Source organism: Rhodoferax sp. RT4P68, assembly GCF_056521305.1.
The window spans coordinates 230135-244890 of sequence record NZ_JBWMBB010000012.1; the positions used below are offsets into that span (position 1 = coordinate 230135).

The 14756-nt window shown below is 67.5% G+C and carries 12 protein-coding genes; 9 read left to right on the forward strand and 3 right to left on the reverse strand.

Translation table 11 applies throughout. The features are described 5' to 3' along the window. Nucleotides 1-629: 629 nt before the first annotated feature. Entirely contained in the window at nucleotides 630-1286 is a 657-nt protein-coding gene (locus AC099J_RS23900) for a hypothetical protein (protein ID WP_479617790.1), read from the reverse strand. A gap of 348 nt (nucleotides 1287-1634) precedes the next feature. Here AC099J_RS23900 and AC099J_RS23905 point away from each other — a divergent pair, with 348 nt between their 5' ends. The 4 genes from AC099J_RS23905 (at nucleotide 1635) to AC099J_RS23920 (ending at nucleotide 6087) form a co-directional block, all read left to right on the forward strand. Then, nucleotides 1635-2537 carry a glutamate ABC transporter substrate-binding protein gene (locus AC099J_RS23905; protein WP_479617791.1) on the forward strand — a complete coding sequence of 301 codons (903 nt, stop codon included), beginning with the start codon at nucleotides 1635-1637 and terminating at the stop codon, nucleotides 2535-2537. Between the two features lie 3 nt (nucleotides 2538-2540). Beyond that, on the forward strand, nucleotides 2541-3203 hold the full coding sequence (locus tag AC099J_RS23910; protein ID WP_479617792.1) for an amino acid ABC transporter permease: 663 nt from the start codon (nucleotides 2541-2543) through the stop codon (nucleotides 3201-3203). Continuing rightward, the gene (locus AC099J_RS23915; RefSeq protein WP_479617793.1) at nucleotides 3200-4000 is read left to right on the forward strand and encodes an amino acid ABC transporter permease; all 801 of its coding nucleotides are present in this window, start codon (nucleotides 3200-3202) and stop codon (nucleotides 3998-4000) included. The genes AC099J_RS23910 and AC099J_RS23915 overlap by 4 nt, the downstream gene beginning before the upstream one ends. 779 nt (nucleotides 4001-4779) lie before the next feature. Further along, on the forward strand, nucleotides 4780-6087 hold the full coding sequence (locus tag AC099J_RS23920; protein WP_479617794.1) for a M16 family metallopeptidase: 1308 nt from the start codon (nucleotides 4780-4782) through the stop codon (nucleotides 6085-6087). Between the two features lie 273 nt (nucleotides 6088-6360). Here AC099J_RS23920 and AC099J_RS23925 read toward each other — a convergent pair whose 3' ends face one another. Together AC099J_RS23925 and AC099J_RS23930 are read right to left on the reverse strand one after the other, a co-directional pair. Beyond that, entirely contained in the window at nucleotides 6361-6951 is a 591-nt protein-coding gene (locus AC099J_RS23925; protein ID WP_479617795.1) for a PEP-CTERM sorting domain-containing protein, read from the reverse strand. A gap of 1525 nt (nucleotides 6952-8476) precedes the next feature. Further along, entirely contained in the window at nucleotides 8477-9475 is a 999-nt protein-coding gene (locus AC099J_RS23930; RefSeq protein WP_479617796.1) for an AraC family transcriptional regulator, read from the reverse strand. 204 nt (nucleotides 9476-9679) lie between these two features. Here AC099J_RS23930 and AC099J_RS23935 point away from each other — a divergent pair, with 204 nt between their 5' ends. From AC099J_RS23935 to AC099J_RS23955, 5 genes are all read left to right on the forward strand, one after another. Further along, nucleotides 9680-10507 (forward strand): class I SAM-dependent methyltransferase, encoded by an 828-nt coding sequence (locus AC099J_RS23935; RefSeq protein ID WP_479617797.1) that lies wholly within the window; start codon nucleotides 9680-9682, stop codon nucleotides 10505-10507. Nucleotides 10508-10528: 21 nt separating this feature from the next. Continuing rightward, nucleotides 10529-10894: a hypothetical protein gene (locus AC099J_RS23940; protein WP_479617798.1), complete on the forward strand. Its 366-nt coding sequence runs from the start codon at nucleotides 10529-10531 to the stop codon at nucleotides 10892-10894. Nucleotides 10895-11015: 121 nt separating this feature from the next. Beyond that, entirely contained in the window at nucleotides 11016-12230 is a 1215-nt protein-coding gene (locus AC099J_RS23945) for a vanadium-dependent haloperoxidase (protein WP_479617799.1), read from the forward strand. Nucleotides 12231-12238: 8 nt separating this feature from the next. Further along, entirely contained in the window at nucleotides 12239-13708 is a 1470-nt protein-coding gene (locus AC099J_RS23950; protein ID WP_479617800.1) for an NAD(P)-binding protein, read from the forward strand. 490 nt (nucleotides 13709-14198) lie between these two features. Then, nucleotides 14199-14756, forward strand: a 558-nt coding sequence (locus AC099J_RS23955) for a transposase (RefSeq protein ID WP_479617801.1), incomplete at its 3' end; no start/stop codon positions are given.

The following is a 14756-nucleotide window of genomic DNA, read 5'->3' on the forward strand; positions in this document are numbered from 1 at the left end:
CGCCCTGAACACGACAGGGGCTTTGGAGGGGAGCGCGGGTGTTCGCCGTTCTCCGGTTCCCGATCAGCCGGGTCTGCGGCAAGGCGATGCAGCAGGAACCGCGCGCTGCCCCTGTTCCGCTGCACTGCCTTCGAACTCCACTCTCCCGGCCCTTGGCGCCGCGCACGCGGACCAGGAGATCGAGGAAGCTGGGTGAGAGCGTCGTGCAGTGGCGCTCAGCATGGCAATCGGAGGTCTGGTGGATTGCGCGCTTGGACATGTGATCGAGACGCTTGTGGCTCGGGTGCGCGCATCCCCTCAGCCGCGTCCAACGTCAGGTCAGATTCGGCAGCCGTGGACGCCCCTCGTACGTCGACCGGCGCCCCTTGCCAATGCCTTGAAGCGTGCTCTGCCCGCGACGTTTTTTTGGCCCTAGCTTGGGGTTGGGGTCGGACGCGCCGTCGGTCCACCACGGCGTGCCAAGCCCGCCAATTCGTGCTGGGCGACGCAACGCCAGAGCCACCCCGGCCAGAGGGACCGTGCTGTCGGGAAAGCCGACTGACAGGGTCACGTGCCACGCCCAGCGGTTCCGAGAAGCGCGTGAAACGCATCGGCCTCGCCACCCCTACCGCGCACAGGCCCGGCGGCCATCACATGGTCAGGCGGCGCAGCCCCTGGCGCGCCTTCTCCAGCAGCCCCAAAGGGGCGGGAAGCGGCCTCGGCTTGCCCTTGCGCGTGGTTGCTGCAACGAGCCCAACGCACCCGTCCCCCGCCAGCTGCGCATGGAATGGGTCGCCAGGCTTCAACGCATCGAACTGCTGTGCTGGCATCACGTGGGCCTGCACGTGTTGGCGAATCGCCCCGGTTTTCAGCAGCTTTTGCAAGGCACCAGCCAGAGCCGCCTTGTCGGGCTCTACATCACCGTACACGATCACCAGCACCAGTTCGCCGGCGCCATGTTTCTCACCCAACAAGAACGCCCTCATCACGGACCCGCGGAATTTGGTCCGCAGCATGTTGCGCAGTGGCTCGGCGGCTGCGACCGACTTGAGTGCGATGCGACGCAGCTCCGGGTAGAACACAAATGCGGTGTTGGCGCAGCAGAACGCAGGTTGGTCCCCCGATCCGTCGCGACCGACCAACACCCCACTGCCCAGCAGATGCGCAAGGGTGGCCTCTGCCTCGGCCACGTTCAGCTTGCACCGCTTGGACAACTCGGCCACGGAGAACTGCCGCGTGGGCTCGGCGAACGTGACCTGGAGCAGTCGCTGCACGGCGGGTGAAAAAAGAAAATCTGCGGCACTCATCGGGCGATTCTGCAGGACCGGCGCATCGACCTGCCCAACGGGCGCTGCACCGCCAAGCCGGCCACCCACAGATCGAAATGGCGTGCAATCCCACGCAGGCGTAGGAGCCGTCGCGCCACGCTCGCGGTTTTGTCTCACTGGTGCTGGCCGCGTTGAAAAAGCAGACTGCTGCTTCAGCCGTGAGCCGTCCACCAGGCCGAAGCCCAGGGTCGGGGCGACTATCGAGCGCACGGTGGCCATGTACTCGCCGCCGACATGTTCGCTTGTTGCCACTGACCGGGACGAGCACACCGCGCATTCCATAAGTGCTATACATTGATTTCTGTCAGATACCCTCAAGAAAGCCGCATGTCGCTCAAATCCATCATGAAATCCTCCGTGGCCGCCCTGGCGCTCGTCGCCGGTGGGTCGCTTCTTGCACAGGGCACGCCCATCAACACGGCGGCGTTCGACGCGCTGGTGGCGCAGGGCCCCGTCGCCGACGCTGCGGCCATCGCGTCCAGCACCTGGGCCAGCAAAGTCAAGCAGGCCGGCACGCTGCGCCTGGGCGGCACCCAGACCTCGAATCTTTTCTCGCTGCTGAACGAGAAGGACGGCAAGATCCGCGGCTTCGACGCCGGCCTGGCCCAGCTCCTCACGCGCTACATCCTGGGCGACGGGTCCAAGTACCGGTTCACGCAGGTGAACTCGTCCACGCGCGAACAGGTGCTCATCAACGACCAGGTGGACATGGTGTTCGCCACCTATTCCATCACCCCGGCGCGTGCCGAGAAAATCTCGTTCGCAGGGCCCTACTACAGCTCGCAGGCCGGGGTGCTGGTCAAGTCGAACAACAAGACGATCCAGTCGCACAACGATCTGGCCGGCAAGAAGACCGCCACGCAGGCCGGCTCCACCGGGCCTGCGATCCTGGCGCAGTTCGCGCCCAAGGCGGCCGTGCAGGAGTTCCAGACGCACCAGGAAGCCCTGGACGCCCTGCGCCAGGGACGCGTGGATGCCTACGTGACCGACCACACGCTGCTGCTCAATGCCCTGAGCCTGGGAACCGGCGACGCGAAACTGGCGGGCGCACCCTTCGGCGCGCAAGACCCCTACGGCGTCGGCCTGCCCAAGGGCTCGGACGGCGTGGCCTTCATCAACGCCTTCCTGAAGAAGATCCAGGCCGACGGCACCTGGGCCAAGCTGTGGACCGTGTCCATCGGGCAGCGCACCGGCAGCACGGACGTTCCCACGCCACCCGCCCTCCCGTAACCGATGGACGGTTTGTCCCGGCTCCTGGCCGACTACGGGCCTGCCTTCGGGCAGGCCCTTTTGCTGACATGGAAGCTCACCGCGGTGTCATTCGTCGCCGGCTTCGTGCTGGGCATGGTGGTGACGGTGCTGCGGCTCCTTCCGGTGCGGCCGCTGCGCTTCGTGCTGACCGTCTACGTCGAGATCTTCCGCAACATTCCCAGCGTGGCGCTACTGATCTTCATCGTGTTCGCGCTGCCCGATCTCAACGTCCTGATCGACTATCAGCCGAGCGTGATCCTCACCTTGACCCTGGTGTGTTCTGCGTTCACGGCGGACTACCTGCGTGCCGGCATCAACACCGTCGCCGGTGGCCAGGCGGAGGCTGCACTTAGCCTGGGCATGCGTCCGATGCGCGTCGTCACGGCCGTGGTCTTGCCACAGGCGCTGCGCGCCGTGGTGCAGCCGATGACCTCGTTGCTGATGGCGCTGATGTTGTCGACCTCGTTGGCCTCGCAGGTGCCGTTTCCGGGCCGCGAGCTCACCGCGCTGGTGTCCAAGATCGCCACCGACTCCGCCGCGGGCATGGCCGCGTTCGCGGTGGCAGCCGCGATGTACGTGGCGAGCGGCTTGCTCATCGCCTGGGCTGGCGCCACCCTGGAAAAGAAGGTGCGGATCCTGCGATGAGCCGCGCTCTGGAAGACATTCTGTTTGCGGCGCCCAGCGCGCAGGCCCGCCAGGTCACACGCGTAGTGAGCGCGGTCGCCGCGGCCGTGCTGCTGCTGATGGCTGCGGCGGTCGTGTTCCGGTTCCACTCCGCAGGGCAGCTCGAAGGGCGGCTCTGGGGATTCTTCACCCAGCCGACGACCTGGTCCTTCCTGGGCACAGGCCTGCTCGGCACGCTGGCATCGGCAGCGATGGCTGCCGTCATCGCGCTGACCCTGGGGCTGGTGCTGCTGGTCGGGCGCCTGGCGCAGCCGCGGCTCGTGCGCTGGCCGAGCATCGCGGTGATCGAGTTCCTACGTGGCACGCCGACGCTGCTGCTCATCTATGTGTGTTTTCTGGTACTGCCATCGGCCGGGATCAAGCTGAGCACCTACTGGATGCTGACCTTGCCCGTCGGCCTCAGCACCGCCGCCGTGGTGGCCGAGGTCTACCGCGCCGGCGTGCTCGCCGTTCCGCGCGGCCAGACCGATGCGGCGCGGAGCCTGGGGCTGACCGAAGCCCAGGTCTTTTTCCAGGTCGTGTTTCCGCAAGCCCTTCGCTACATCGTCCCGGCTCTGGTCGCGCAACTGGTCATCGTGGTCAAGGACACGACCTTCGGCTATGTCGTCACCTATGGCGAGCTCATGCAGAACGCCAAGGTGCTCATCGCCAACTACAACTCGCTGGTGCCCGTGTACCTCGTCGTCGCGGCGCTTTACTGCCTTGTGAACTACGCGATCTCCAGGGCGAGCAGACGGCTCGGCCAACCGATGCACTGACCGGGCCCGCCAGCATCCGCTGCACCGCCTCTGTCCAAGTTCACGCGGCCAGAGACAGCAATGGGCGTAAAACTTCCGCGATCGTGACCCGCTGTACCCGCCAGATGTCGACGTTTGTGAATGACCGGCTTCGGTAGTTCTATCGACAATCGCTACTTCGCGCGTCATGGACGTCGGGAAACTTGAGTTTTTCGCCTTCGTCTTCTAGTCCGCAAGCGCATTCGCCATGACTCCAGGACTTGCCGCCGCTCTTCGTCTGAGACACACGGGATGTGCCATCCAACGAAGGGCGCGAGGACGCCGATCACGGTGTAGGCCAGCGTGCCTTGCAGCAGGTGCTTCGGCATGTCGCCCAACGGGCCGTGGATGCCGCGTTCGCCAAGCATGAACGCCTGGCCGCCCAGTGTGACGCTCACCAAGGCGCGTTTGCCGCGCAAGCCCCGTGATCGCAAAAGCGCCTGCCGCCCTACGCGGTTCCTCAACGCCCGGGTTGGCGACCATTTTCGGTGGCTGTTGGCTCGACGATCCCCGGAACTTCGCAGAACCGCCAGTCGCCGCCCGGCGGCCTTGCGAATCACCCCACCCAGCGACAATGCGACCATGACTCAAAGCATGTGCTTTTCAGCACGCATCGCCGACGATGCCTGCAGGCGATCCCAGAGTCTGGGTTGTGGGCAAGTGAGACCCCTCGGCGACTGGCGAAGCTGTCGCGACCTTCACGCGCAATGCGGCTTCCGTGTCGGTCTGCGGCAGCTGAACCCGGCTGAGCATTGCTCCCGATGCGGGCAGAGCGCGTTCCCGTGACCCATCGCACGCTTGCAAATGGGGTCAGGCTGCTCGCCGTTTGCATGCCCCATGTGCAAAGCATCAGTGTGGGCGTTTTCCTGCGCGTCGGCTCCCGCGACGAGACGCCGGCCACCAACGGCATCGGCCATGTCCTGGAACACATGGCATTCAAGGGGACCACCACCCGCTCGATGCAGGCGATCAATCTGGATGCGGAGCGGCTGGGAGCGGACGTCAACGCGTTCACGGGCAAAGACATGACCGGGTACTTCATGACGGGTCTGGGCCGGCATGCCGAGCAACTGCTGCGCATGACGGCCGACATCGTGCTCAACAGCACCTTTCCCGAGGCCGAGTTGCAGCGCGAACGCGAGGTCATTCGACAGGAAGCCATCGAGTACGAAGAAGACCCCGAAGACAGTTCCAGCGATCTGCTGGACCGCGCCATCTGGGGCAACGACCCGATGGGCATGCCCGTGATCGGCACCGTGGAGAACATCGAAGGCTTCACACGCAATGACCTGTTGCGCCATGTGCAGTCCCACTACGCAGCGGAGAAGACAGTCGTCGTGGCGGCCGGCAATGTCGACGTTGAGCCCTGGATGGCGCTTGCCGGGGAGCTGTTTGCGACGATGCCCCAAGCGGCTGACCCGCCCGAGTGGCGACAGACATTGCCGGCGAAGTACACGGGCCATGCCATGGCGCGGCGCTTCACGCAGGTGTCCCAAGTGTTCCTGAATATCGCTTACCCACTGACGCCCGCGCGGCTGGAGGAGGTCCCACAGCAGCGCTGGCGCCTTGCGGCTTCCCTGGCGGCCACCCTGTTCGGAGGCGGAATGTCGGCGCCCCTGGTCGACACCGTCCGGGAGCAGCTGGGTTTGGCTTACACAGCCCATTCCACGATGGACAGCGGAGACATCTGGGCCAACTTCGTGGTGCATGCGGTCACGACGTCGGACAAGCTCGACGCATTGGTGGCGGCCACGGGCGACCTGCTACGCGCGCAGGCCGAGGCCATCGATCCGGTGCATTTGGAGCGGGCGAAGAACCAGCTGACCGTCTCTCGGGTACGCGCAGGAGAACGGACCTACGCGACCATGGAGCTGGCCGTCGAGGAGCTCTTCGCCAGCGGGACCGTGACACCAATGGCTGAAGCGATAGCGATGATCGAGGACATTGGAGCGGAAGAAGTGCGCGCCGTCTTCATGCGGATGCTTCTTAACCCCCCGGCACTCGCGCTGACCGGCAAAGGCGCCAGCGCGCGAACCGCGAGACGACTGGCAGCTTTGTTGGCCAACTGAATCCGGCGCCTGGTGACGGGCGTTTCGCGCGCGGTGTCGGCAACCTGCCTGCCGGCCTCAGCCCGGTTGTTTTGCTTGTGGCGTTGTCCGCGGGTCGTCGCTCACGCCCCGGCATGGGAACAAGGGACGGGACAGGAACGAAGCTGGCCAACAGCCGGTCTCGCCACACATCAGTGCGCGCCATGATGCGAGAGGCCGCTCCCGCGACGGGCTCCTCGGCCGCCTGCGACGCCTCTCCCCCGCGCAAAAAACCCGACTCAGCAGGCTTCCAATTCAGGTGCAACGCAGGTCACACACGCCCGGCTTGCGCCTGCGCAGCGCTGCCACCCCTGCAAGGCCCAGCCCCCATAGCGCGAGGGAACCGGGTTCCGGCACCGCCTGCGCCGTGGTCTGGAACGTGAAGTCCATGAAGGCAACCTCCGGCGTGTTCTGATTGACGATGGACACATGCAGGCTATCGCCCGTCCAAGAAAAGTCCACCCCGACAAAATTCGTCGAGTCCAGCGTCACGTCGGTGATCAAGCCCGTGGAGAAATCGAGACCGGTAAAGTCCCAGAGGACGGTATCGCCGATCGGAGAAAACGGCCCGCCAGAGAGCTGGATTCTCAGGCTGTCCGCTCCAAAGTCGGCCGTGTAGGTCCCCAGATACGTGACGGAGTATTCCGGGCCAGGCCCGACCACCGCGGAGATAGGCGTTCCTACGGGAGTGGCACCCGTGCTGTCCCACGTGTTCCTGCCGGGCAGATCGGACGGGAATGTCATCACACTGCCAATGCTGTCGCCGATCAGCGTGGCGGATGCCGAGCCGCAAATCAAGGCAGACGTGAACAGCGCGCTGCACACAGCGCGAACTTGCACTTTCATGGCTGTCTCCAGATGAGTCCGTGGACGGACTGCGTGTTGAGGTTGCTGCTCTTTGATCTGCAGTGCCACGGCACTGGTCCGCACCATGGTCGATCGTTTGACGAGCGTAAGACCGTGGGCCTACGTCTTACAAAGGTCGACACAGCATGATCCACACCAACCCTTGTCCATCAATCACTTACGCACCTACATGCGGATTGCTCGCATGCACCTGTAAACAACCGCGACAGTTGTGCGTCGAGGCGAGCGAGCCACCGCAGGTGGACCCGGTGGCACCACGTGCCCCGCGTGACGCTGAGATTTGCTTGTGGCGGCCAGAAACGCCTCTCCATGCTGGCGGGCGCCACGCACGCTCAGCAGCCCTGGTGCGCTGGCCATGCGGAGATCGGCGAACGCGCACCAAGGGAACCGGATACCAAAGGGTGTGCCTCCGCGTGCAAGTTCCCATTGCAGGAGATGCCCTTCTTGGCCATCGCCCTGGAGGGGGCGGTCGCGCTGCGTTCGCCTGAGAGACGTCCGCGCTTGCATCCACCGGGGATGTGCCGTCCGGCTTCAGCCCCTGATCCAAAAAACTGAACCGGTGACACGGGACGGACGGCCCGTGTCCAGCAACCGCTGCCCAGCAGCTATCGCTACGCGCGAACCGGCCGGCAGCAACGGTCGCAGCGCGCGCGTGCACATCGCGCAGGCAGCCGTTCGTAATTTCTCGACAGCCAGCTGCTGGTGGACCGGTTCGGTTGAACAGCGGACCTGACGCGCACTTCGAAACGCGATCGGGGGTTGCTGCCGCGGCGGTCGTTCCCTCACGCGCACACAATTGTCAGCAGGATTCCTTGCGCCACCAATGGCACTGAGGTGTCCGCCCGACGCCGCCAACGCGCAACCTACGGTTGTCCCTGCCCGATGTGGACAAGATTGGGGAAAACCGCAGGGAGATCGTCCAGAAACGTTGCGGGGCGCGGGTTGCGCCGGAGTGCCTACAGAACAGGCACGCCCACAGCCGGGGCCGTCCGGGCGCGGCCGGCGCGTCGTTCGCTGGAAGCGTCGTCGGCCCCGTGCGGATGCAGACCGCATGCTGCGGCAGCCCGCGCTGCTCGGCATGGAACGGCGGCCTGCGTCTCTCAATGCAGGTCTTCACCTAGTGCTAGCCGGGCCGCGAAGTGGTCCGGCGCTGCGGGGCAGTCGTCGGGACGGCGCGCGCATGGCGCTCGGTGACGCGCGTTACGACTGCCCGCCCAGCGAGGGATCGCATCCCGGACCGACGTCGTTCGATGGCTGCGGCCACGCCGCCGCGTGGGCCGGCGACGCGGGGGCACATGCCGTCCCAGGCTGCGCTGCAGGGCGCGAGTGATGCGGCCTACGCGACGGTCGATGCCGGTGCGGCGCCGCAGCAGTGGCCCAGTCGGCAGCCTTGGCAACGGAGCTCTGACGGCACATGGCTGTGTTGACGGCACGCGGACCCACGGCCTGTCGGCGCACGCCCCGAGAGCAGCGGGCTGGGCGACAGCCGACCTGCGGTGCTACGTCACCGCGTCTGGGCACGCCGCCAGGCCGCCGGCGGCTGGCCCACCAGGCGCTTGAACGCGCGGGCGAAGGCGGCTTCGGAGTCATAACCCACCTCCAGCGCCACGGCTGCGACCTTGGCGTGCCCCTGCCGCAGCAGCCCGGCGCCCAGTTGCATGCGCCAGTTCGTCAGGTATTGCATCGGCGCCTGGCCAGTCAGGTCGACGAAGCGGTCATGCAAGGCCGAACGCGACAGGCCGACTTTGCGTCCCAGCTCTTCAACGCTCCACGCTTGCGCCGGCTGCTCGTGCATCAACGCGATGGCGGGCCCTACGTGGCGATCGCGCAGCGCTCCGAGCCAGCCGTCCGAGCCGGGCGGCAGCGATTCAAGATAGCGCCGCGCCGCATCGACGAACACGAACTCACTGGCACGCTCCAGGACCGCGGCACTGCCGGCGCGCCGCTCACGCGACTCGGCCACCGCCTGGTCGAGCAGCTGCATCGTCCAGGGGCCCAGCGTGCCGGCGCGCAGGTGGAGCTGCGGCGGCAGGGCGTTGATCAGCGGGTTGAAGGGCTTCATGTCGCAGGCGACGAAGCCGCACACCACCACGGAGCGGGCCTCGTCCGCAGGGCCTGGCGTGCCGGGCCGCAGTACACCGCGGTGGTAGGCCACCGCGATCGGCTTGGGGTCGTCCCGGGTCACGTAGCGCCAGTCGCTTTCATCTGCGGTCGCGTGCATCCCCGGCGCGCTCGAAATCACGTGTCCATCCCCGCGCGGAAACATCACGATGTCGCCGGTCGCCATGCGCACCGGCGCCTGGCCGTCGGAGGCGGCCCAGCCCTCCCCTTTGGCCATCAGGTGGTAGGCGAGCACGTGGTCGGCGCCCGGCATGAGGGCGCCGGCCAGCGTCGGAGACGGCGGCGTCTCGGCCGCCCACTCGCCATCGAAGCTGACGTAGTAGAAGACCGCGCCGCGCAGCCGCACGCTGCGTAACACATCGGACAAGGGGTCGTGGCTCATCGCATGTCCTCAGTCGGGGGCGTCTTGATCAAATTGCCCGGACGCTCGGACAAGCCCGGCCGTTGCACGCCATCAACGGCGGACGCAGGAGCAAATCTGCACTACAGGCGGTGAAGCGTCAATGGCGCCGAGTTTCCAGAATGCCTGCATCGGCGTCACCCGCGTCGATCGCCGACATTCCCCAACCTCAGGAGCCACCACACCATGGACACCGTCCTCGACCAACCTGCCACCGATTTCAGCGCCATCAAGCTGCGTCAGCAAGCCACCTGGGCCAGCGGCGACTATGCCGCCGTTGGCACCACCCTGCAGATCGTCGGCGAGACGCTGGCCGAGGCCGCCGATGTGCGCGCTGACGAGACTGTGCTCGACGTCGCGGCCGGCAACGGCAACGCCTCACTGGCTGCCGCACGCCGCCACGCGGTGGTGACCTCGACCGACTACGTGCAGGCGCTGCTCGACAAAGGCCGCGCACGGGCTGAGGCCGAACACCTGCCGATCCACTTCCAACTCGCCGATGCGGAGTCCCTGCCCTTCGCCGAGGCGCGCTTCGATGTCGTGGTGTCCACCTTCGGCGTGATGTTCACGCCCGATCACCGCCGCGCCGCCAGCGAGATGCTGCGCGTGCTGCGCCCCGGCGGCCGCGTTGCGCTGGCAAACTGGACGCCTGCCGGCTTCATCGGCCGCCTGTTCAAGGTCGTCGGTGCGCATGTCGCTCCGCCCGCCGGCGTGCGGCCACCGTCGCTGTGGGGCACCGAACCGCACATCGTCGAGCTGTTCGGCGCGCAGGCCGCGCAGATCCGCTGCGAACGCCGACACTTCAACTTCCGCTACCGCTCCGCCGCGCACTTCGTCCAAGTCTTCCGTGATTCTTACGGACCCACGCACAAGGCATTCGCCGCGCTGGACAGCGCCGGTGCGCAGTCGCTGGACCGTGCCATCACCGCCTTGCTTGCTGAACTGAACGTGGCCGGGCCGGGTTCGCTGGTGGTGCCCAGCGAGTACCTCGAGATCGTCGTCACCAAGCACTGAAGCGCGCGAAGGAGCACCGCGATGCCCAACGCGATCCAACCGAAGGCGCGCGCCGCGTGGCGAGCCCGCCTCTGGACGACGGGCCGGGCGGGCGGCGCCACCGGCCCGACCGGCCGCGTGCCGCCAGGACTCGCACCCGACATGCCGGCGCTGGCGCTGACGACGGTGTCGGCCGTGTCGGTGCAGGTTGGCGCGTGCCGTCTCGCTGCCAGTGCATCGGCCCCGGGCGTGGCAGCCGCGTCGAGGGGCGGCATGCGCGCGCATGTCGCCGTCGACACCCGGCGCCTTTGCCTGGCAGCGGCTGGTGACCCGCAGCAGCGGCAGCACCGGTGTCCCCAGCTCGGGCACGTCCACCCATTGGCTGCGCACCGGGGTCTTGCCCCATGAACGCTTGTGACGCCGCAACCAACGGCCTAAGCGCGCGCGTGGGCGATCGCGCCGACGACCGCCTCCCTGTCCCCGCCTGAGCGCCGCACGCCGAAGGCGCCCTACCTTTGAAAGCATCATCATGAACAAGCAGATCCCTCGTGCCGCCCTTGCGGCAACCCTGGCCGCAGCCCTCCTGACGGCATGGGCCCCCACTGCGCAGGCCGACGCGATTACCGACTGGAACCAGCGTTCGGCGCAGATCCTCGGTGAAGCGCGCATCGGCACGCCGCCGGCCGTCCGTGTCATGGCGCTGGTGCAGACTGCTGCCTACGAGGCAGTGCACGATGCGGCGCGCACACCTTCGGCAGCCCCCCACGCCATCGACGCCGCGGTCGCCGGGGCACACCGCGCAGCGCTGACGCAACTGCTGCCGGCGCAGCGCACCGCCATCGAGGCCGCCTACCAAGCCGCGCTGGCGACCATCACGGACGACGCGCCGCGGGCCCGGCACCTGGCAGCGGGCGAACAAGCCGCGCAGCGCGTGCTGGCCCGCCATGGCGCGGACATGCCCGGCGCGCCCGACACCTACCGTCCGACGACCGCCGCTGGCGTGTACGTGCCCACGGTGCAACCCGCGGCGCTGCAGTGGCCGAGGCGCACGCCCTGGCTGCTGCGGAGCCCCGACCAGTTTCGCCCCGAGCCGCCGCCGGCACTGACCAGCGCGCGCTGGGAACGCGACTACAACGAGGTGAAGTCCCTGGGCGGCAAGGACAGCAGGCAGCGCAGCGTGGAGCAGACCGAGATCGGGCGCTTCTGGGACTACTCCCTGCCGGCGATCTACCACGGCGTGGTGCGTTCAGTGGCGCTGGAGCCTGGCAGGGACGCCCTGCGCAATGCGCGCCTGTTCGCCACCGTGGCCCAGTCCATGGACGACGCCCTGATCGCCGTGATGGACGCCAAGTACGCCTACCACTACTGGCGCCCCGTCACGGCCATCCGCAACGGCGACCTCGACGGGCACGAAGGCACGGAACGCGACGCCGGCTGGACGCCGCTGATCGACACGCCGATGCATCCGGAGTACCCCTGCGCGCACTGCATCCTGGCCAGCACCGTTGCCACCGTGCTGAAGGCCGAGGGACGGGAGCGGCCGTTGCCCACGCTCAGCACGGTCAGCCCCACGGCCGCTGGTGCCGTGCGCCGCTGGCACACCCCCGACGACTTCGTGCTGGAGGTGGCCCAGGCACGCATCTACGGCGGCGTGCACTACCGCAGCTCCACCGAGGTGGGCATGGCCATGGGCCAGCGCATCGGCGAGTGGGCTCTGAGCCGCAACGCTGCAGCGGAGCAGTGATGCACCCCATGACCTGGCCCCTCGACCGCGACGCGCCCAAGGACATCGACATGCAAGCCAGCAATCTGACTGCCGACTATGTGATCGTGGGTGCTGGTGCCGTGGGAATGTCCATGGCCGACACACTCGTGGCGGAGACGACGGCCACCGTGATCCTCGCGGACCGGCGCGCCAACCCGGGCGGGCATTGGCACGACGCCTATCCGTTCGTGCGGCTCCATGGCCCATCGGCCACCTATGGCGTCAACTCGCTGTCCCTGGGCAGCGGCCGCATCGACGAAGTGGGCTTGAACCGGGGTCTGCAAGCGCTCGCCAGCGGCGCCGAGATCCGGGCCTATTTCGACCGCGTGATGCACGAGCGGCTGCTGGCCAGCGGCCGCGTGACCTGGCTGCCCATGACCGATGTCGATGCGGACGGCGTGGCCGTCTCGCTCGTGAACGGCCAGCGCCGCCGCTTGGTGGCCCGCCGGCGCTGGGTGGATGCGACCCGGGCCGACACGCATGTCCCAGCGACGCATGGGCCGCGCTTTGCTGTCGCCGACGGCGCGACATGCCTGACCCCCACCGAGTTGACACGGTTGCGCCAGCCGGCGGCGGGCTACGTGATCATCGGAGGCGGCAAGACGTCGCTGGATACCGCGCTGTGGCTGTTGAACCATGGCGTCGCACCCGATGCCATCACCTGGATCCGCCCGCGCGAAGCGTGGCTGCTGAACCGGGCCAACGTGCAGCCCTCTGCCCTGTTCGCCCACCGCACCCTGGCCGCCATGGCGAGCGAGTACGAGGCGGCGCGCGATGCCACCTCGTTGCCGGACCTGTTCGCACGCCTCGAGTCGGCCCGGCTGCTGCAGCGCATCGACCGGACGGTCACGCCCACGATGTACCGCTGCGCCATCGTCAGCGACGCCGAGCTGGCGCAACTGCGCACCATCCTCCGGGTGGTGCGCCTGGGCCATGTACGCTCCGTCGAGACGGACCGGATCGTCCTGGAGCATGGCCAGATCGCCACGTCGGCACGGCACGTGCATGTGCACTGCAGTGCGGCCGGCTTGCCGCGCGGCCCTGCCGAGCCCGTGTTCCAGGGGCACCGCATCGTGCCGCAGTACGTGCGCCGCTGCGCGCCCTCGTTCAGTGCCGCCCTCATCGCCCATCTGGAGGCGACACTCGAGGGCGAGCAGGAGAAGAACGCCCTGTGCGAACCCGTGCCGGTGCCCGAGGTGCCGTTGGACTGGTTGCGCATGCACCTGCAGACCGCGCGGAACCAATGGAACTGGTCGCAGCGCCCCGACCTGCAGCAGTGGCTGCGCAGCTCCCGGCTGGAGGCCTACTCGTCTATGCTCCAACGATTGCAGGACGATGCCACCCCAATCGGCACCGAACTGCAGTCGCGGCTGCGGCGGGCGCGGGCGCCGGGGCTGCAACGGATGGCCGAGATGCTGCGTGCCGCGGGCCTACGGGCGGACGGTGTGGCGGCGTGACGTCGTGGCCGAATCGCAACACGCTTCGCGCCCCATCACACGCCGTGCGCTGAGGATCCGATCGTCCGTGTGGGCCGATTGCGCCCACAGGCCGAGAAGGCCATGCCCGCAGTGGAATTCCGTTCCCCTGCACACACCACGGGTGGCCACGCCGCCACCGTGGTGCCGCGTCCCACAGACCCACCACCCCATCTCGACGCCCTGCAGGGCGGGGCTGCGATGGGGCCCAGGCGTCAGGGGCGGTCAGCGCGACCGACCGGACTGCCTACGGCCCGGGCTTGGCGCGCTCCTCCCAACGCCGACCATGGTTGATGTCCCGGGAAGTGGTGTAAGTCTTGATCGCGCGGCAGGCCGCGCAGGGTGGAGCCCGTAGGGCGTAACCCGTAGCGGCCTGCCGCGCGGCGGCCGCTCCTTTGTGGGGGTGGCCATCGTGATTCCGGATAGGGTTGAGGTGCGAATACCAACCTTGATCCTTACGAAGGAAATCACGATGACCGACGCCACTATCGCACTGTCCGAACTGGCCGAGAAGGGAGCAGACATCGACGTGCTGCGCCAGATGGTGCAGTTCATGGCCCAGCGCCTGATGGAGCTCGATGTCGAGGGCCGCTGCGGCGCGGCCTACGACGAGAAGAATCCTGCCGAACGGCTCAACAGCCGCAACGGCTACCGCGACCGCACCTGGCAGACGCGTGCCGGCAGCGTCGAGCTGAAGATCCCCAAGCTGCGCCAGGGCAGCTACTTTCCCGAGTTCCTGGAGCCTCGGCGCACCGCCGAGAAGGCACTCACCGCCGTGATCCAGGAGGCCTACGTGCAGGGCATCTCCACCCGCTCGGTGGACGAGCTGGTCAAGTCGATGGGCATGAGCGGTGTCTCCAAGAGCCAGGTCAGCCGGCTGTGCGGCGAACTGGACGAGCGGGTGAACGCCTTCCTGGGGCGTCAGATCGAGGGCGACTGGCCGTATCTGTGGGTGGACGCGACCTACGTGAAGACGCGCGAGGCTGGGCGCATCGTGAGCGTGGCTGTAATAGTGGCGGTCGGCGTGAAC

Coding starts and splice junctions, on each gene's coding strand:
- AC099J_RS23900 (WP_479617790.1), bottom strand. CDS start 1,286: ATGAGTGCCGCAGATTTTCTTTTTTCACCCGCCGTGCAGCGACTGCTC.
- AC099J_RS23905 (WP_479617791.1), top strand. CDS start 1,635: ATGTCGCTCAAATCCATCATGAAATCCTCCGTGGCCGCCCTGGCGCTC.
- AC099J_RS23910 (WP_479617792.1), top strand. CDS start 2,541: ATGGACGGTTTGTCCCGGCTCCTGGCCGACTACGGGCCTGCCTTCGGG.
- AC099J_RS23915 (WP_479617793.1), top strand. CDS start 3,200: ATGAGCCGCGCTCTGGAAGACATTCTGTTTGCGGCGCCCAGCGCGCAG.
- AC099J_RS23920 (WP_479617794.1), top strand. CDS start 4,780: ATGCGGGCAGAGCGCGTTCCCGTGACCCATCGCACGCTTGCAAATGGG.
- AC099J_RS23925 (WP_479617795.1), bottom strand. CDS start 6,951: ATGAAAGTGCAAGTTCGCGCTGTGTGCAGCGCGCTGTTCACGTCTGCC.
- AC099J_RS23930 (WP_479617796.1), bottom strand. CDS start 9,475: ATGAGCCACGACCCCTTGTCCGATGTGTTACGCAGCGTGCGGCTGCGC.
- AC099J_RS23935 (WP_479617797.1), top strand. CDS start 9,680: ATGGACACCGTCCTCGACCAACCTGCCACCGATTTCAGCGCCATCAAG.
- AC099J_RS23940 (WP_479617798.1), top strand. CDS start 10,529: ATGCCCAACGCGATCCAACCGAAGGCGCGCGCCGCGTGGCGAGCCCGC.
- AC099J_RS23945 (WP_479617799.1), top strand. CDS start 11,016: ATGAACAAGCAGATCCCTCGTGCCGCCCTTGCGGCAACCCTGGCCGCA.
- AC099J_RS23950 (WP_479617800.1), top strand. CDS start 12,239: ATGACCTGGCCCCTCGACCGCGACGCGCCCAAGGACATCGACATGCAA.